The organism is Bradyrhizobium prioriisuperbiae, from assembly GCF_032397745.1.
Taxonomy (GTDB): domain Bacteria; phylum Pseudomonadota; class Alphaproteobacteria; order Rhizobiales; family Xanthobacteraceae; genus Bradyrhizobium_A; species Bradyrhizobium_A prioriisuperbiae.
In genome coordinates, this window is sequence record NZ_CP135921.1 from 2,376,381 (window position 1) to 2,392,800 (window position 16,420).

The 16,420-nt window shown below is 63.8% G+C and carries 15 protein-coding genes and 1 tRNA gene; 7 read left to right on the plus strand and 9 right to left on the minus strand.

Translation table 11 applies throughout. From position 1 onward, the window contains the following. The first annotated feature begins 44 nt into the window (after window positions 1–44). Window positions 45–1,106: a class I SAM-dependent methyltransferase gene (locus RS897_RS11150; RefSeq protein WP_315836614.1), complete on the plus strand. Its 1,062-nt coding sequence runs from the start codon at window positions 45–47 to the stop codon at window positions 1,104–1,106. Between the two features lie 189 nt (window positions 1,107–1,295). Further along, complete coding sequence (locus RS897_RS11155; protein ID WP_315836615.1) at window positions 1,296–1,469, plus strand: hypothetical protein; 174 nt, start codon at window positions 1,296–1,298, stop codon at window positions 1,467–1,469. A 62-nt stretch (window positions 1,470–1,531) separates the two neighbouring features. Here RS897_RS11155 and RS897_RS11160 read toward each other — a convergent pair whose 3' ends face one another. Continuing rightward, on the minus strand, window positions 1,532–2,752 hold the full coding sequence (locus tag RS897_RS11160) for an ABC transporter substrate-binding protein (protein ID WP_315836616.1): 1,221 nt from the start codon (window positions 2,750–2,752) through the stop codon (window positions 1,532–1,534). A 217-nt stretch (window positions 2,753–2,969) separates the two neighbouring features. Further along, window positions 2,970–3,045, minus strand: a tRNA-Ala gene (locus tag RS897_RS11165). Between the two features lie 292 nt (window positions 3,046–3,337). Between RS897_RS11165 and RS897_RS11170 the strand changes: the two genes are divergently transcribed. The 3 genes from RS897_RS11170 to folD are packed head-to-tail and all read left to right on the plus strand — an operon-like array spanning window position 3,338 to window position 4,895. Then, on the plus strand, window positions 3,338–3,628 hold the full coding sequence (locus tag RS897_RS11170; RefSeq protein ID WP_315836617.1) for a YggT family protein: 291 nt from the start codon (window positions 3,338–3,340) through the stop codon (window positions 3,626–3,628). A 15-nt stretch (window positions 3,629–3,643) separates the two neighbouring features. Then, a complete protein-coding gene (locus tag RS897_RS11175; RefSeq protein ID WP_315838593.1) occupies window positions 3,644–4,006 on the plus strand; it encodes a DUF167 family protein in 363 nt (120 codons plus the stop codon). A gap of 4 nt (window positions 4,007–4,010) precedes the next feature. Further along, entirely contained in the window at window positions 4,011–4,895 is an 885-nt protein-coding gene (folD, locus tag RS897_RS11180) for a bifunctional methylenetetrahydrofolate dehydrogenase/methenyltetrahydrofolate cyclohydrolase FolD (protein WP_315836618.1), read from the plus strand. Window positions 4,896–4,910: 15 nt separating this feature from the next. Here folD and RS897_RS11185 read toward each other — a convergent pair whose 3' ends face one another. After that, window positions 4,911–6,392: a M20 family peptidase gene (locus RS897_RS11185; protein ID WP_315836619.1), complete on the minus strand. Its 1,482-nt coding sequence runs from the start codon at window positions 6,390–6,392 to the stop codon at window positions 4,911–4,913. A gap of 137 nt (window positions 6,393–6,529) precedes the next feature. Then, window positions 6,530–7,039, minus strand: a complete 510-nt coding sequence (locus tag RS897_RS11190; protein ID WP_315836620.1) for a GNAT family N-acetyltransferase — start codon at window positions 7,037–7,039, stop codon at window positions 6,530–6,532. 164 nt (window positions 7,040–7,203) lie between these two features. Between RS897_RS11190 and RS897_RS11195 the strand changes: the two genes are divergently transcribed. Together RS897_RS11195 and RS897_RS11200 are read left to right on the plus strand one after the other, a co-directional pair. Next, window positions 7,204–8,115 (plus strand): alpha/beta hydrolase family protein, encoded by a 912-nt coding sequence (locus RS897_RS11195; protein ID WP_315838594.1) that lies wholly within the window; start codon window positions 7,204–7,206, stop codon window positions 8,113–8,115. 69 nt (window positions 8,116–8,184) lie between these two features. Beyond that, the gene (locus RS897_RS11200; RefSeq protein WP_315836621.1) at window positions 8,185–9,198 is read left to right on the plus strand and encodes a TRAP transporter substrate-binding protein; all 1,014 of its coding nucleotides are present in this window, start codon (window positions 8,185–8,187) and stop codon (window positions 9,196–9,198) included. A gap of 12 nt (window positions 9,199–9,210) precedes the next feature. Here RS897_RS11200 and RS897_RS11205 read toward each other — a convergent pair whose 3' ends face one another. From RS897_RS11205 to RS897_RS11225, 5 genes are all read right to left on the minus strand, one after another. Next, window positions 9,211–10,449 (minus strand): flavin monoamine oxidase family protein, encoded by a 1,239-nt coding sequence (locus RS897_RS11205; protein WP_315836622.1) that lies wholly within the window; start codon window positions 10,447–10,449, stop codon window positions 9,211–9,213. Between the two features lie 106 nt (window positions 10,450–10,555). Then, window positions 10,556–12,385: a translational GTPase TypA gene (typA, locus tag RS897_RS11210; protein WP_315836623.1), complete on the minus strand. Its 1,830-nt coding sequence runs from the start codon at window positions 12,383–12,385 to the stop codon at window positions 10,556–10,558. Between the two features lie 388 nt (window positions 12,386–12,773). Then, complete coding sequence (locus RS897_RS11215; protein ID WP_315836624.1) at window positions 12,774–13,052, minus strand: hypothetical protein; 279 nt, start codon at window positions 13,050–13,052, stop codon at window positions 12,774–12,776. Between the two features lie 164 nt (window positions 13,053–13,216). Continuing rightward, window positions 13,217–14,788, minus strand: coding sequence for an alkaline phosphatase D family protein (locus RS897_RS11220; protein ID WP_315836625.1), 1,572 nt, complete (start codon window positions 14,786–14,788; stop codon window positions 13,217–13,219). A 122-nt stretch (window positions 14,789–14,910) separates the two neighbouring features. Next, entirely contained in the window at window positions 14,911–16,347 is a 1,437-nt protein-coding gene (locus tag RS897_RS11225) for a TAXI family TRAP transporter solute-binding subunit (protein WP_407654467.1), read from the minus strand. Window positions 16,348–16,420 lie beyond the last annotated feature (73 nt).

Sequence of the window (16,420 nt, forward strand, 5' to 3'; positions counted from 1 at the left end):
TCGCGCCCACCACGGCGAATCACGCCGGACAGGGAGTGCGAAGCATGAGTGGAGTGAACGAGACCAAGCTCAATCAGCTGGTCGGGCAGATGCTGTCGGATCTGGGCGGTGCGTCGAGCATCGCGATGGTGCGGATCGGCGATGCGCTGGGACTTTATGAAACGCTCAAGACCAGGGGGCCGCTGACCTGCGCGCAGCTCGCCCGCGCGACCGATGTCAACGAGCGCTATCTGCGCGAATGGCTGTCGCATCAGGCCGCGTCCAACTATCTGACCTATGATCCGGCGGCGGATACGTTCTCGTTGCAGCCGGAACAGGCCATGGTGTTCGCAACCCCCGACAGCCCCGTCAACATGATGGGCGCGTTCGATACGGCCGCGGCCATGCTGGACAACCAGTCCAAGGTGCAGGCGGCGTTCAAGACCGGGGCCGGGGTGGCCTGGGGCCATCAGGCCGGCTGTCTGTTCTGCGCCGTGGCCCGGTTTTTCCGGCCGAGCTATCACAACAATCTCGTCAGTCAGTGGCTGCCGGCGCTCGACGGCGTGGTGAAGAGGCTCGAGCAGGGTATCAAGGTCGCCGATATCGGTTGCGGACACGGCTGGTCCACGGTGCTGATGGCCAAGGCGTTCCCGAAGTCGCTGTTCGTCGGCTACGATTTCCATCCCGATTCGATTGCCGATGCACGGGCGCATGCTGAAGCCCATGGCGTGTCGGCCAATACGCGTTTCGCGGTGGGCCTGGCGAAAGACTATCCCGGCAACGACTACGACCTCGTCACCTGCTTCGATTGCCTGCACGACATGGGCGATCCGGCGGGCGCCGCGACCCATATCAAGCAATCGCTGAAGCCTGACGGGACCTGGATGATCGTCGAACCGATGGCCGGCGATCGCCTTGAACAAAATCTGAATCCGGTCGGCCGCCTGTATTACGCGGCCTCGACCATGATCTGCGTGCCGACCTCGCTGTCGCAGGAGGTCGGCGCTGCACTCGGCGCACAGGCCGGCGAAGCCAGACTGCGCGAGGTGATCACCGCGGGTGGTTTCCGCAGCGTTCGCCGGGCCTGCGAGACGCCGTTCAACATGATCCTGGAAGCCCGGCCGTAGGTCCCTCTGGACAGTTCGCGATCCGCGCCCAGCGCCCCGGTTGGGGCGCTGGGCTCACGCGGGCCGGTTGGGTTCGATCCATAAATCGGAGAATTGAATGAGAGCGGTGTTATGCGGCGAGTTTACGGGTCCCGACAAACTGTGGATTGTCCGACCGGATATGCGGGGCTTGGCGCGCACCATCTCGGGATGACCGGAGAGGAAGCGATCCTGCTGGGGCGGATGGCGGCGCAGGTGTTCGGGCGCCCTAAACCAGGCGATCACTGTGTCGTCACGGCCTGGCTAACGGCAAGGGCCGGCCGCAAGGTGCTTGCCGACAGCGCGCTGCTGGGACCGGGAGGAGAGGTCCTCGCGGTCGCATAGGCAACGTGGGTCGTGGTCGACCCAAAGATCCAGCAGGGCTGACGGCGGCAAAGCGTTCGCTCTCAGAGCTTCGGTGGATCGAGCCGGGTGCAGCCGCCGTCGGCCACCGGGCGCATGATGTCCTCGGCTTTGACCTTGCCCTTGATCTTCAGAAGATCCCATCCGCTGTTGACCTCGGCTGGCGCCTTTACCTCGGCAAGCCACATGTCGTTCATCAACCGGCCGTCCTCGCGCACGCGCGCGCCGGGGGCGAAGAAGTCATCCACCGGCATCGCCTTCATCTTGCGCATCACGGTGAGCCCATCGGTGTCGTTGGCCGCCTCCACCGCGCGCAGATAATGACGTACGGCGCTGTAGACGCCGGCCTGCGCCTGGGTCGGCATCTTGCCGCCGTGCTTGGCGGCGAAGCGCTTGCCGAAGGCGCGGCTGGCGTCGTCATTGTCCCAGTAATAACCGGTCAGATACTGCACGCCCTGGGTGGCCTGCGGGCCCAGCGCATGCACCGAGGTCAGATAGAAAATCAGCACCGCCAGTTTCTGCTTGCCTTCACCGATCTGGAATTCACGGGCCTGCTTGATGTTGGTGACGGTGTCGCCGGAGGCATTGGCGAGTGCGATCACCTTGGCGCCGGAGGACTGCGCCTGCAGCAGGAACGACGAGAAATCCATGGTGCCGACCGGATGGCGGACAGCGCCGAGCACCTTGCCGCCCGCCGCCGTCACCACCTTGGAGACCTCGGCCTGCATCGCATGGCCGAAGGCGTAGTCGGCGGTGATGAAGAACCAGGTGTCGCCGCCCTGCTGCACAACTGCTTTGGCGATGCCCTGGGCCAGCGAGTAGGTGTCGTACAGCCACATCGCACCGGTGGGCGAACACGCCTTGCCGAACACATCGGCGGTGGCGGAGCCGACATGGACCAGAACCTTGCCGCGTTCGCGCGACAGCTCCTGCACCGCGAGCGAGATCGCGGAATTGCCGATGTCGAAAATCGCGTCGACGCCCTGCTGGTCATAGAGATTGCGCGCCAGCGTCACGCCGATGTCGGTCTTGTTCTGATGATCGGGCCCGAGCAGCACCACCGGTTGCCCACGCACCTTGCCGCCGGCGTCGTCGATCGCCAGTTGCGCAGCGGCAAGACTGCCGACGCCGCCCGCGTCCGAGAATACCGAGCTCTTGTCATTGAGGACGGCGACGGTCACCGCCTTGCTCACGGGGTCGGCAGTGGCCGACGCCATCGGCGTCAGCGCAAGGCAGGCGAAAATCAAGCCGGCGTCGAGCTTCATGGTTTTCCTCGCGATGTCTTTTGTTGGTTTGCGATCGGCCTCTTTGGGCCGCCGTGGGCGCCGATGGTCGCACCTCGCGCGCACGCAGACTTGTGTTTAGGCCTCGCGCTGACGTTGATGTCGTGGCGCGGAAACGGGCTGCGTGGGACAGCTCCCCGACGAACAGGGGGGCGCTATCGACGGACTGAGCCTGGATTGGACGAGCTTGGGTGCGGGGTGGTGGAGCCGAGGGGAATCGAACCCCTGACCTCCTCATTGCGAACGAGGCGCTCTCCCATCTGAGCTACGGCCCCCCGCGTCCGGGGGTGAAACCCGCCGAACAAGCGCGCCATTTACAATCCCGGCCCGCGCCAAGTCAATTGCCAAGTCAACCGTCAAGTCAGGGACATGTAAGGCAATGCGGCCGCTGATTTATCGGCCTTTTACGGCAACGTCCCTTGTTCCGCAGGGGGCGAACCAGTAATTTAGCCACATGAGCCTAGCCAGGCCTTCTGGGTGGGCATACATCCGGCAAAGACGACAAAGTCGGCCGATTTTCGATACCCACCCGTCCCCTATCCGCGATCCGCACGAGCCAGATCATTCATGCGCCCAATCCTCGCTATCATCGTCATCATACTTGATCTCTATAAGTATTTGCTGATCGCTGCGGCGGTGCTGTCGTGGCTGGTTGCATTCCAGGTTGTGAATACTCGCAACCAGTTCATCTCGATGATTTCGGAGTTTCTCTATCGGATCACGGAGCCGGTGCTTCGGCCGATCCGCAGGTGGATGCCGGATCTTGGCGGCCTCGATATTTCGCCGATCATCCTGATTTTGCTCATCTTGCTCATCCAGATGTATATCACCGATTACATCGTCCCTAACGTACCCTGAGGATTGGCGCCCGTGATGGCGCCGATCCCGCCGCCATCCCGGGTTCCTTCGTTCTTGGTTCCCTGGCGCGTGACCGATGGAGGCGTCCTGCTGGCAGTGCGCGTGACGCCGCGTGGCGGCCGCGATGCGCTCGACGGCACGGACGTGATGTCCGACGGTCGCGCGGTGCTCAAGCTCAGGGTGCGTGCGGCGCCTGACGACGGCGAAGCCAACGCAGCCGTCATCAAGCTGTTGGCCGCGGAATTGAAGCTGCGGCGGAGCGACATCGATATTTCAGCGGGAGCGACCGCGCGCGTGAAGCAGGTTCTGCTCCGCGGCGACCCGCGGCAACTGACGGCCCTGCTGCAGGAGCGGTGCGGCCCAATTGGCGAGGACTGAGGTTATGACGGCAGCCATCATCGACGGCAAGATCATCGCGGCGGATCTGCGCGCGCGGGTCGCGCAGGAGGTCGCGCGGGTGCAGCGCGATCACGCTCTGACGCCGGGCCTGGCGGTGGTGCTGGTCGGCAGCGATCCCGCCAGCGAAGTGTATGTGCGCAGCAAGGCCAAGCAGACCCGCGCCGCCGGCATGGCCTCGTTTGAACACGCGTTGCCCGCGGATGTTGCGGAAGCCGATCTGCTGGCCCTGGTCGCCAGGCTCAATGCCGATCCCGCCGTGCACGGCATCCTGGTTCAGTTGCCGCTGCCGAAATCGATCGACAGCCAGAAGGTGATCGCGGCCATCGATCCGGCCAAGGATGTCGACGGGCTTAACCCGTTCAATGCCGGGCGCCTCGCGAGCGGTTTCAACGCGCTGACGCCGTGCACGCCACTGGGCTGCATCATCCTCACCAAGACCGTGCACGCCTCGCTTGAGGGCATGAATGCCATTGTGATCGGGCGCTCCAACCTGGTGGGACGGCCGCTGGTGCAGTTACTGCTGAACGAGAACGCCACGGTGACCATCGCCCATTCGCGCTCGCGCGACCTGCCGCAGCTGTGCCGGCAGGCCGATCTGGTCTATGCGGCTGTCGGCCGACCGGAAATGGTGCGCGGCGACTGGATCAAGCCGGGCGCGGTGGTGATCGATGTCGGCATCAACCGGATTCCCGGCGCCGACGGCAAGAACCGCCTGGTCGGCGACGTGGCCTATGACGAGGCGCTGCAAGTGGCAGGCGCCATCACGCCTGTGCCCGGGGGTGTCGGCCAAATGACGGTGGCTTGCCTGCTGGTGAATACGGTGCGCGCGGCCTGCGCGATCAAAGGCTTGCCGGCGCCGGCGGTGTAAGACCCTAAGTCAATCTCAAGACGCCGTGTTCTGGATCAGCCGCCGGTAGAAGCGGATGATGTCGGCGTAGTTATCTATCGACAGCCGCTCGTTGGTGCCGTGAAAGCGGTTGAGGTCCTCCGCCTTCGCGCGCACCGGGAAGAAGCGGAAGATCTTGTCGGTGACGTTGGTGTAGTTGCGCGAATCGGTGGCGGCCACCATCAGGCTCGGTGCCACCACCACGTCGGGGAACACCTCGCGGATGGTCTGGTTCAACGCGCGGTAGGCGAAACTCGTGGTGCCGGTGATCGGCGGCGGGTTGCTGTTGCCCGGCGCCGGCTCGATCTGGATCCGGTCGTTGGCGATGGTGCGGCGGACGTGCTCAACGACGCTTGCCTCGGTGTCGCCGGGCAGCAGCCGGAAGTTCACCGTCGCTTCCGCCTTGCCGGGCAGCACGTTGTCCTTGTTGCCGGCATTGAAGATGGTCAGCGCGGTGGTGGTGTGAATCGCGGCGTCGGTGTTCGGCGCCTTGGCGAAGTCGCGCAGCACCAGCGGCTTGAACAGCCACAGGTTCGACAGCACGACGCGATTGAACGGCGTCATCTCCGGCGCGAGCGTATCGAACATTTCCAGCAGCGGTCCGCGGATCTGCGACGGCATCTGGCGCTGTTCCAGCCGCGCCAGCGCCGCACTCATCATGCCGATGGCGGTTTCCTTCGGCGGCAGCGAGGAATGCCCCGGCGTGGCCGAGACCTTCAGCGTCACCGTCGCATAGCCTTTTTCCGCTACCCCGATCAGCGCCGCCGGCTTGTTCAGCCCGCCGAGCACGCCGTTTAGAATCAGCAGCCCTTCGTCCAGCACGAAATCGAGCTTGACGCCGCGTGACGCGAGCAGGTCCGCCATCGCCTTGGCGCCGCGCAGTCCGCTGACCTCTTCGTCATGGCCGAACGCGAAATAGATGGTCTGCTTCGGCTTGAAGCCCTCCTTGGCGAGGCTTTCGGCGGCTTCCATGATCGCGAAGAGACTGCCCTTGTCGTCCCACGCGCCGCGGCCCCAGATGAAGCCGTCGCGGATCACGCCATCGAATGGCGGTGCTTGCCAGTCACCGTCCGTGCCGGGGGCGATCGGCACCACGTCCTGATGGGCCAGCAGTGCGATCGGCGCGGCTTTCGGATCGCTGCCTTCCCACGTGTACAGCAGGCTGTATTTGGCGACGATCTCGCGGCGGGCGGCGGCGTGGAACGCCGGGAAGCTTGCGGCGATGTGTGCGTGCAGTCCGGCGAACGCGTCGGCATTCTGGTCGGGCGCATTGGCATCGGAAATGGTGCGGAAGCGAATCGCGGCGGCCAGCCGTTCGGCCGCCTTCTGCGCATCGATTGGTGCCACGGCCAGAGGCGCAACCGCGATCTGGCGCGACTTCAGGCTGACCGCGTTAAAAGTCACGATCGCGGCAACCGCGACGATGACCGCAAGCAGCAGCATGGCAATGTAACGGAGAAATCGTGTCAGCCGTCGCATCAGCCGGTTCCGGAGAAGCCGCATCTCTTGTCGACGCGGTTGGGCGGGAGGAGATGTAGCAAAGGATCAAATGCGAAGGGATGAAGCAAGCGTGACGACGTCACGGCTGATACGCTTCGGTGCCTGCGACGGCGGACTCAGGCGGTCCAGGCGAATGCGACCTTGTCGAGGGTCTTGGTGCCGAATTGTTCGGATGAGCGCGCCACCATCCGGCCGCCGAGAGCGCGATAGAACTCCACCGCCGGCTCGTTGTCCGACAAGGCCCAGATCACCATGCTCTTCAGGCCGCTCTGCAGCAGGTCGCGGCGCGCGGCCGCGAACAGCCGGCGACCGAAACCAAGTCCCTGGAACTCAGGGCGCAGATAGAGCTCGTAGATCTCGCCTTCGAAATGCAGGCTGCGGGCGCGGTTGCGACCGTAGTTGGCGTAGCCCGCGATCTGATCGCCGAAGGCCAGCACGCTGACGCGGCTACCTTTGCGGATGGCGCTGTCCCACCACTGCGGACCGCGGCGATTGATCAGTTTTTCGAGCTCTGCGCCGGGGATGATGCCCTGATACGCGGCCCGCCACGCCTCGTCGTGGGTCGACGCGACAGCGGTTGCGTCGGACGTCTTGGCCTGCCGGACTTCGATGAGGATCGTGCTCATGATCCCAATCAAAGCAAGTCGCTGCCCCAGCTTCAAGGTCTATCGTTAATTATCAGTTAACATGTGGACTTTTTGCATCATGTTCCAGACATCAGCTGTGCCGAAAAAGGACAGTTGCAGGGGTGCGCTTGCGAGATGACGATGCCGGCGCAATGATCGGCCGGATGCGGGGCAAAAAATTCCTCAAAATTGCAGGCGCTGTTGTCGGCGCGGCGTTCATCTTCGCCATTCTCTCCGCGTTATCCGCGGGCGCGCAGGCGAGATTCGGTGCGCAATCGGCCGAGACCGAGCCCGCCCGCCGGCAGCAATGGACCGTTCCGTCACCAGATACCGCCACCGTGTCCCACGCGCTGCTGTATCGCCCGCCGGGCGATGGACCATTCCGCCTTGCGGTCATTGCGCACGCCTCGACACAGAACGCGCTGCGCCGCGCGCAGATGCCGCAGCCGGAATACGCGGCGCTGGCTTTGCAACTGGTTGCGCGCGGCTTTGCGGTGCTGGTGCCGGAGCGGCTCGGGCACGGCGCCACCGGTGGACCGTATCTCGAGGACCAGGGCGCCGGCTGCGACGATACGGATTATGTGACAGCCGGGCGGGTCGTGGCCGCAGCGATTCGCGCGGCCATGCTGTTTCTGCAAACCCAACCCTTCGTCCGGAAAGATAGCGCCATTGTGATCGGCCATTCCGCCGGTGGATTTGGTGCACTGGCGCTGGCGTCGTCGGATCCGAAGGCGGTATCGCACATCGTTGCCTTCGCGCCGGGACGTGGCGGTCATGCGGGCGATCGCCGATTTGCCGTGTGCGCGGAGGCGCGACTGGTGACGGCCGCCGGCGAATTCGGACAGGGTGCGCGCGTGCCGGTGACCTGGCTGGTGGCCGAGAACGACAGCTATTTTTCGCCGGAGCTGTCGCAGCGGATGGCTGAGGCGTTTCGCAGCCGGGGCGGCCAGGTCGATTTCCGCGTGCTGCGGGCGTCCGGGGACGAGGGGCACTGGCTGGCGGAGCGAGAGGTCGGGTCGGACATGGCTGCAATTCTTGATCGAGCTATCAGGCCGTCAAGGATTCAGACACGCTAGCGAGTCACGCATCGCTCGATGTGTCGGCCATCAAACAATCAATCAAGATTCTGGGGCAGGGAGATTTCAATGATCATCACGCGCAGGCGCTTCGGCGCAATGTGTCTGGCTGCGGCCGGCACAGTGGGCGCTCCGGCGGTCGTGCGGGCGCAAGGCGCGCCGCGTCAATTGGTGATGGGCTCGCCGATGCCGTCGCGCCATTCGGCTTCGACCTTCATGGTCGCTGCCGCGGATGCGATCCGCAAGGAGAGCAACGGCGCAATCGACATTCTGTTTCTCGCCGACAGCCAGCTCGGCTCGGAGGCGGACATGCAGCGGCAATTGCGTGCCGGTGGAATTCACTTCCTGGTCGCATCCTGCTCGTCGCTGCAGAACCTGACGGCCGTCGCCGGCATGCCCGGCGTCGCCTATGCCTTCAAGGATTACGGCCAGCTCTGGGCTGCGATCGACGGCGATCTCGGCGCTCTGATCAAGGACGCGCTGGGCAAACTCGGGATGACGGCATTCAAGTGCCTCGACAACGGTTTTCGCAACGTCACCACCAGCACGCGCGCGGTCAGCAGCGTCGGTGATCTGCAAGGGCTCAAAATCCGCGTGCCGCCAAGTCCGTTGCTGACCTCGCTGTTTCAGTCGCTTGGCGCATCGCCGACCACCATCAGCATCGGCGAACTCTATTCCGCGCTGCAGACCAGGATTGCCGACGGCATGGAAAACTCGCTGGTGCAGTTCGACGCGTTGAAGATCTACGAGGTCCAGCAGTACTGCGCCTTGACCCGGCACAGCTGGGACGGCCTCTGGGTGATGAGCAACACCCGGGCGTGGGATGCAATGCCTGGGGAGCAGAGGGACCTGATCACGCGGCATTTCGATGCTGCCGTGCTCAGCCAGCATGATGACTTCGCCAAGCAGGACATCGCGCTGAAGGCTGAGTTGGGAGCGAAACATCTTCGTTTCAACGACGTCGATCGCGCGCAGTTCGTCCAGGCGCTCGACAGGGCGAATTATTATCGGGACTGGAAGGCCAAGTTCGGTCCGGAGGCGTGGGCGAAGCTGGAAAAATACACGGGACCGCTCGGAAGCTGAGCGGGCGCCGCTTCAGCCAATCAGGCCCAGCACTTCCTTTGCGGCCCGCTCACCACTGTCGCGCGCGCCGTGGGCGGTGGAGAAGAAGTCCGGCGAGGTGGCTTCTCCCGCAAAGAACAAGCGGCCGTCGACCGGTGCGGCGAGGGTGGCACGGTCGTCGGCGTGTCCCGGCAGCGCATGGGAGTAGGAGCCGGTGGCATAGGGATCGTGCGCCCAGCGCGATTCCGCCAGCGGACGAAGCTTCTTGCGGTAATCCGAGCCGAGCAGCGCGGACACTTCCTCGATCGCCTGCGCTGCCATTGCGCCTTCGCCGGCATCTTCCAGGTCCTGGGCAAACCTGCCGCCGAAGAAGCCGGACACGCAGGGCTGGCCCATTGGACGCAGGTGATAACTGCCGACACCGGCGCGATCGATCCCGCCATACAGATGCCCGTCGGCTGGCAAATCATCCGGCGCGTCGAGCGCCAGCATCACCTTGTCGGCGAGGCCGAGCGGCAGGCCACCTGCCGCCGCAACCTTGTCGGGCAGCGCCGGTGAAAACCGAATCGACTGTTTGGCGATGAGATTGGTCGGCGCGGTGACGATCACCTTGTCGGCCGTTAGCGTTCCCTGCGAGGTCTCGATCCGGATGGTCTTGCCGGAATGATCGATCAGGGAGACCTTGGTGTTCAGCGCCACCTTGCAGGGCGCGCCATAGGCGGCGATCAGCGCGCCATAACCGCGCGCGACCCGCCAATTGATCTCGGTGTCCTCATAGGCGTCCATGTCGTAGGTGGACACCTTATCGAGTTCGCAGCCATTGATGTAGGTGGAGATCGCGTTGATCAGCGGGTTCCAGCTGTTGCCGGGCTCAAGCCATTGACTCGCGGCGCTGTCCTGCGGCAGGTCGGAGGCCGCTTCGGCGCGATCATAGAAGGCGTCGATCGCCGTCACGAACAGCGCGCGCTGGTTGGTCGGGAAGCTGAGGTTGAAGGTCTGCTCGCGCCAGCGTGGGCGGATGGTGTTGATCGCAAAGCCGATGTCCTGTGCGATCGGCACGAACGAATTCCGATCGGCGGAATGCAGCCATTCGCAGCCGACATCGAAGGTGATGTCGCCGGGCAGCTGGACCGTGTGGCTGCGGCCGCCGAGGCGGTCGCGCGCCTCCAGGATCAGAAGCGAAAGATTGGATTTTTCGAGAGTTCGCGCTGCGGCGATGCCGGCAGCGCCCGCGCCAATGATGGCAACGTCGACATGGTTGGGAAGAGCCACCCGATGATCACCCGGCTAAAACTTCCTCAACCCTGCCAAGACTTTGTGATCCTGCCAAGCCCTTCGCCCGAAAAAGGCGTTGCTTGGCAAGATCTTACCCAGCCAATTACCCGGCCAGGACTTCCTTGGTCTTTTCGGCCCGCTTGCGCTCGTTGGCATCGAGATGCTTCTTGCGCAGCCGGATCGACTTCGGGGTCACTTCGACCAGTTCGTCTTCCTCGATGTAGGCCAGCGCCTTTTCCAGGGTCATCCGGATCGGCGGGGTCAGCCTGACGGCTTCGTCCTTCGAGGTGGTGCGGATGTTGGTGAGCTGCTTGCCCTTGAGGATGTTGATCTCGAGGTCGTTGTCGCGGGTGTGCTCGCCGACGATCATGCCCTTGTAGACCTTCCAGCCCGGCTCGATCATCATCGGGCCGCGATCTTCCAGCTTGAACATGGCGTAGGCCACGGCCTCGCCCTGGTCGTTGGAGATCAGCACGCCGTTGCGGCGGCCGGCGATCTCGCCCTTGTAGGGCAGGTAGTTGTGGAACAGCCGGTTCATGATCGCCGTGCCGCGGGTGTCGGTCAGCAGTTCGCCCTGGTAGCCGATCAGGCCGCGGGTGGGTGCGTAGAACACCAGCCGCAGGCGGTTGCCGCCGGACGGGCGCATCTCGATCATCTCGGCGCGGCGTTCGCTCATCTTCTGCACGACGACGCCGGAATGCTCTTCATCGACGTCGATGACGACTTCCTCGACCGGCTCCAGCCAGTTGCCGGTGGCCTCGTCCTTCTGCAGCACCACGCGCGGGCGCGACACCGAGAGTTCGAAGCCCTCGCGGCGCATGGTCTCGATCAGGATCGCGAGCTGCAATTCGCCGCGGCCCGACACTTCCATCGAATCCTTGTCGGCGGCCTCGACCACGCGCAGCGCGACGTTGCCTTCGGCTTCGCGCAGCAGGCGGTCGCGGATCATGCGGCTCGTGACCTTGTCGCCTTCAGTGCCCGCCAGCGGCGAGTTGTTGACGATGAAGGACATCGACACGGTCGGCGGATCGATCGGCTGCGCCACCAGCGGGGTCTCGACCAGGGGGTCGCAGAAGGTATCGGCGACGGTGCCCTTGGTGAGGCCGGCGATGGCGACGATGTCGCCGGCTTCGGCTTCCTCGAGCGGCGTGCGCTCAAGACCGCGGAAGGCCAGAATCTTGGAAATGCGGCCAGTCTCCACCACCTTGCCGTCGCCCGACAGCACCTTCACGCTCTGGTTCGGCTTGATGGTGCCGGACGAGATGCGGCCGGTGATGATGCGGCCGAGATAGGGGTTGGCTTCGAGAATGGTGCCGATCATGCGGAACGGGCCTTCCTCGACGGTCGGCGGCGGCACGTGGCGCAGGATCAGGTCGAACAGCGGCTGCATGCCGAGGTCCTTCGGACCCTCATAGCTGTCCGCCATCCAGCCCTGCTTGGCCGAACCGTACAGGATCGGGAAGTCGAGCTGCTCTTCGGTGGCGTCGAGCGCCGCGAACAGGTCGAACACCTCGTTGATGACTTCGGACGGACGCGCGTCCGGGCGGTCGACCTTGTTGATGACCACGATCGGCTTCAGGCCGACCTTGAGCGCCTTGGAGACCACGAACTTGGTCTGCGGCAGCGGGCCTTCGGCGGCGTCCACCAGCACCAGTGCGCCGTCCACCATGTTCAGGATGCGCTCGACTTCGCCACCGAAGTCGGCGTGGCCAGGGGTGTCGACGATGTTGATGCGGGTGTCTTTCCACTGCACCGAGGCGGCCTTGGCGAGAATGGTGATGCCGCGCTCGCGCTCGAGGTCGTTGGAGTCCATCGCACGCTCGGTGACCTTCTGGTTGTCACGGAAGGTGCCGGACTGCTGCAGCAGCTTGTCGACCAGTGTGGTTTTGCCGTGGTCGACGTGGGCGATGATGGCGACGTTGCGCATATTCATGGGCGTATGTTCTTCCAGCTCTTAAAACGCGGTGTCGTGAGACGACGTGCGTCGAGGCGATCCAGTCCGCTGATGTATCTCAGCAGGGCGCCCGAAAAAGGCGGTGCCCGGTTCTGTTCGAACCGGGCACTCTCACGCGTTGCGGCGCAATATAGTCGGAATTCGCCGAAAAACAATGTGTTTGGATATGAAAATTAGCTCGTTTTGCGGGCTTTTCGGCGCGGAATCAGCTGATTTTCGGATCCAGGGTGACCGACCATAGGGCCGTATCGGCCCGATCTTGGATGTTTCGGTTGTTCCCCCGAACGAGCCATCAACCCCGGCTCGTTTGAAGCCGGCGGATCGACAGCCTTGTCAGAGGAGGTTGAGGGCCGCTGTGAAGTGCTCACTACCCGCGCCTGCGCGAATCCTCTCGGATCATCTCAACACCTCCCCAGGCCATGATCGCAGCGATAATCGCGAGAAGCGACCCGCTGAGACTGATGCTGATTTGGCCAGCGAGGATTTGGGACGCCATCATGTAAAGCACGCCAACAGCCGGCATCATGAAAACGAGACCCGCGAAAACCAATGGCGGGGGAATGCCCAGAAGCATCCAACCGAGATCTCTTAGATCCTCGTGGGGATCGTCAGGGGGAATGATTAGCAGGCGGTCGGGCTTGCTCATCGCGTCAGTTCCGTAGTTGTGCGGGCACGAACTTCGCCGATCACGCAGGTGCCAGCCAAGTCAAAGCTTGATCTGAAAATGGGGCGGCAATTGGTTTGTGAGAAGCGCGGCCACTGAAGCTGCCATGGCCGCGCGGATCGAAGCGGTGACGGGCGATCGCCGGTTCAGCCCATTCTCGGGTCCAACGTTACCGACCACAACGCCGTATCGGCTCGATCGCGCAGGGTTACGGTTAATTGCCCGGTCGCACCTTCGATCTTGCAATGGCCGAAGAACTGCATGCCGGCCGAGGGCGGCAGGTTCTGCTTGTCGGCGCCGGGCGCCTTGATGAACTTGATCTCGGGGCCAAACGTGTTGTCCATCGGGTTGGGGCCGAAGGTGCCGGCGTGCAGCGGGCCGGACACGAACTCCCAGAACGGATCGAAATCCTGGAACTGGGCCTTGTCCGGATTGTAATAGTGCGCAGCCGCATAATGCACGTCGGCGGTCAGCCACACCGTGTTGCGGATGCCGGCGGTCTTGATGAAACGCAGGAGATCGGCGATTTCGAGTTCGCGGCCGCGTGCCGGGCCGTCGCCCTGGGCGATGGCTTCCGATCCCTTGCTGTTGGTCGCGTCGTCATAAACGACGATGCCGATCGGCATGTCGGAGGCGATCACTTTCCAGGTGGCGCGCGAGGCCAGCAGTTCGCGCTTCAGCCAGGCCAGCTGATCGGCGCCGATGAAGTACGCGTCGGGGCCATAAGTCGTCTGCAGATTGTCGCCGTTCGGGCCGCGATAGCTGCGCTCGTCCAGCATGAACACGTCGAGGTGCGGGCCGTAATTGATGGTGCGGTAGACGCGGCCCGGCTCCACGATGCTTTCGCGCATCGGATACATCTCGTGAAAGGCGCGTGCGGCGCGCGCAGCCAAGAGCGTGATGTCGCGCTCCTTGTAGGTGGCGGGCAGTTGTTTCGACAGCGACCAGTTGTTGGTCACCTCGTGGTCGTCCCACTGCACGAAGATCGGCACCTCGGCATTGAATGCGCGCAAATTGTCGTCGAGCAAATTGTATTTGTGCGCGGCGCGGTATTCGGCGAGCGTTTCCGCGACCTTGGCTTTTTCCGGGATGGTGATGTTCTTCCAGATCTTGCCGTCGGGCAGCTTCACCTCGGCGGGGATCACGCCGTCGGCATAGATTGTGTCGCCGGAGTGGATGAAGAGATCCGGATTGTGTTTGCGCATGGCGGAGAAGATGCTCATGCCGCCATCGTCCGGATTGATGCCCCAGCCCTGGCCTGCAACGTCGCCGCCCCAGACGAAGCTGACGTCGCGGCGGCTTCCCGGCGCGGTGCGGAAACGGCCGACCACCGGCTCGCCGACGATGTCGATGTGCGACAGATCGCGAAAGCGCGCGCGATAGAAGATGGTCTGGTCCGACGGCAGGTTCTCGATCAGCATCTTCGCCGTGAAGTCGCTTTCGGGCAGCGCATTGATCGGCGGCAGCGCGCGGGCGTCCTTGAATGATTCGGTGGTCGCAACTTCGACCATCAGTTGCGCGGGACGATCGGCGCGAGCCCAGACCACGCCGGAGTCGAGCGACACGTCGCCCGCCTGCACGCCGTGGGTGACCTGCGGCCGGTCCGCGGCGCGGCTCAGATAGGGCATGGCGATGCCACCGAGGGACGTCATCGCGCCGGTGGCTGCAGCGGTGGTCAGGAAACGGCGGCGGGAAATCGGGCCCTGGCGAATCGGCATGAAGGAAGCTCCATCTTTGGAAGTGTTCCAAACCATGGGTAGCCACGCTTACAGCGCGAAAACGGATCCATGAAAGTTTGATGACGCTGCACTGAAATTACGGTGCGGCATCTCAGCGCGTATTAAGCGCGCAACTGCACTGTCGGGCGCGGTGGCGTCGCCATCAGCACGCTACGGCGGTCGGCGACTGCGGTGTGGAACTGCTCTAGCGCGATGTTGAACGCAGTCAAAGGGCCGTCGTCGATCGCGCCATCTTCGTAGCAGCGCAGCGTATTTCGCAGGATGGTGTCGGCCTCGGCCTGCATCCCGTCCAGTTCTTGGTGGGTGCTGGCCTGACGAACCTGCGACAGCATCTCCAGCAACCGGTCTCGTAACGTGGTGTTGTTCTGGCGTTCGTCGCGCTTCAGATAGCCCGCGAACCAGGCGCCCAGCGAACCCATGGCGGAGAGGCCCATGATGCCCCACCAGATGAAATCGCTGTAGCGATCGAGGAAGGTCTTTTCCTCGCCGTCGACATAGGCGGCCGCGCCCGGATGTGCCGGGATGTCGGCGTCCTTGTCGGTGTCGGGGGTTTCGATCTTGGACGCCGACGGCGCTTCGGCGGCAGCGTTCTGGCGCTGCGCGAAAATCTGCCGCGTCAGCATGCCGATGGTGGCTTCCGACAGCGATTTCCGTGCCACGATGTGGTGCGAGAAGCTGATGGTCTTCACCTCTTCCTCGGGGCGCGGCGGCACGCCGCCGAGGACACCGGCGGGGATTTCCGCCGCGTCATAGGCCGGGAAGTTCTGCGCGATCGCATCAGCTGCGTCGATGGCGAGGAAGGTCGGCTCGCCGCCATCTTTCTGCGAGGCCGCGAGCGCGTCCGCTGTGATCTTGCTGTTCAGCGGGCCGGCGGCCAGGAACGCGTCGACCTTCTGCGTGCGCGTGGCTTCGGCCACTTCGTTGGTCGAGAACTGCACGACCTCGACCTTGGCAGGATCGACGCCGTACTGACGAAGGATCACTTTCAGCAGGTTGATGTTGGCCGTTGTTTTGCCGATCACGCCGACGCGGCGGCCCGCGAGATTCTGGATTTTCTTGATCGGGTTTTTGACTTTCTTGCCCTTGCCGGGGGAGGGAACCCACAGCACCACGAGATTCTTGCGCAGCACCGCGACACTTGCAGCGTCCTTTGGCACGTCGAGATCGCCGCGGATAACAGCGAGATCAGCGACCTTGTTGGACAACGCCGCCGCACTTGCGGTCGCACCTTCGGTCGGAATGATTTTCAGTCGGATATAACCGCGCTCGCGGGAGAAGGTGTGGGCCAGTGCCTGCATCACCTTGACGTCTTCGCTGTTGGGCGGCCCGACGGCGATCTTCAGCGTCACCGGGCGCATGGCGATGTAAATCGCGCCGACCACCACCAGCACGATGGCCAATGCCGCCGCCAGCGGCATGAAGATGCCGGCGCCCTTCGGGGCACGTTTGCCGCGGACGGGCGTTGGTCCCGGCACAGGTTCTCCCGGGCCGCTCAGGGGAGGCGACCGTGAAAACATCTGCTGGAGGTTCAGGTTCATCAGCACCGGTCCGATTGAGAATATAATTATAGCAAATTTAGGAGCTTAAGAGCATGCCCCGGTCCTGCGATCG

Coding starts and splice junctions, on each gene's coding strand:
- folD (WP_315836618.1), top strand. CDS start 4,011: ATGACGGCAGCCATCATCGACGGCAAGATCATCGCGGCGGATCTGCGC.
- RS897_RS11150 (WP_315836614.1), top strand. CDS start 45: ATGAGTGGAGTGAACGAGACCAAGCTCAATCAGCTGGTCGGGCAGATG.
- RS897_RS11200 (WP_315836621.1), top strand. CDS start 8,185: ATGATCATCACGCGCAGGCGCTTCGGCGCAATGTGTCTGGCTGCGGCC.
- RS897_RS11185 (WP_315836619.1), bottom strand. CDS start 6,392: ATGCGACGGCTGACACGATTTCTCCGTTACATTGCCATGCTGCTGCTT.
- RS897_RS11190 (WP_315836620.1), bottom strand. CDS start 7,039: ATGAGCACGATCCTCATCGAAGTCCGGCAGGCCAAGACGTCCGACGCA.
- RS897_RS11220 (WP_315836625.1), bottom strand. CDS start 14,788: ATGCCGATTCGCCAGGGCCCGATTTCCCGCCGCCGTTTCCTGACCACC.
- RS897_RS11175 (WP_315838593.1), top strand. CDS start 3,644: ATGGCGCCGATCCCGCCGCCATCCCGGGTTCCTTCGTTCTTGGTTCCC.
- RS897_RS11195 (WP_315838594.1), top strand. CDS start 7,204: ATGCGGGGCAAAAAATTCCTCAAAATTGCAGGCGCTGTTGTCGGCGCG.
- RS897_RS11170 (WP_315836617.1), top strand. CDS start 3,338: ATGCGCCCAATCCTCGCTATCATCGTCATCATACTTGATCTCTATAAG.
- RS897_RS11215 (WP_315836624.1), bottom strand. CDS start 13,052: ATGAGCAAGCCCGACCGCCTGCTAATCATTCCCCCTGACGATCCCCAC.
- typA (WP_315836623.1), bottom strand. CDS start 12,385: ATGAATATGCGCAACGTCGCCATCATCGCCCACGTCGACCACGGCAAA.
- RS897_RS11155 (WP_315836615.1), top strand. CDS start 1,296: ATGACCGGAGAGGAAGCGATCCTGCTGGGGCGGATGGCGGCGCAGGTG.
- RS897_RS11225 (WP_407654467.1), bottom strand. CDS start 16,347: ATGAACCTGAACCTCCAGCAGATGTTTTCACGGTCGCCTCCCCTGAGC.
- RS897_RS11160 (WP_315836616.1), bottom strand. CDS start 2,752: ATGAAGCTCGACGCCGGCTTGATTTTCGCCTGCCTTGCGCTGACGCCG.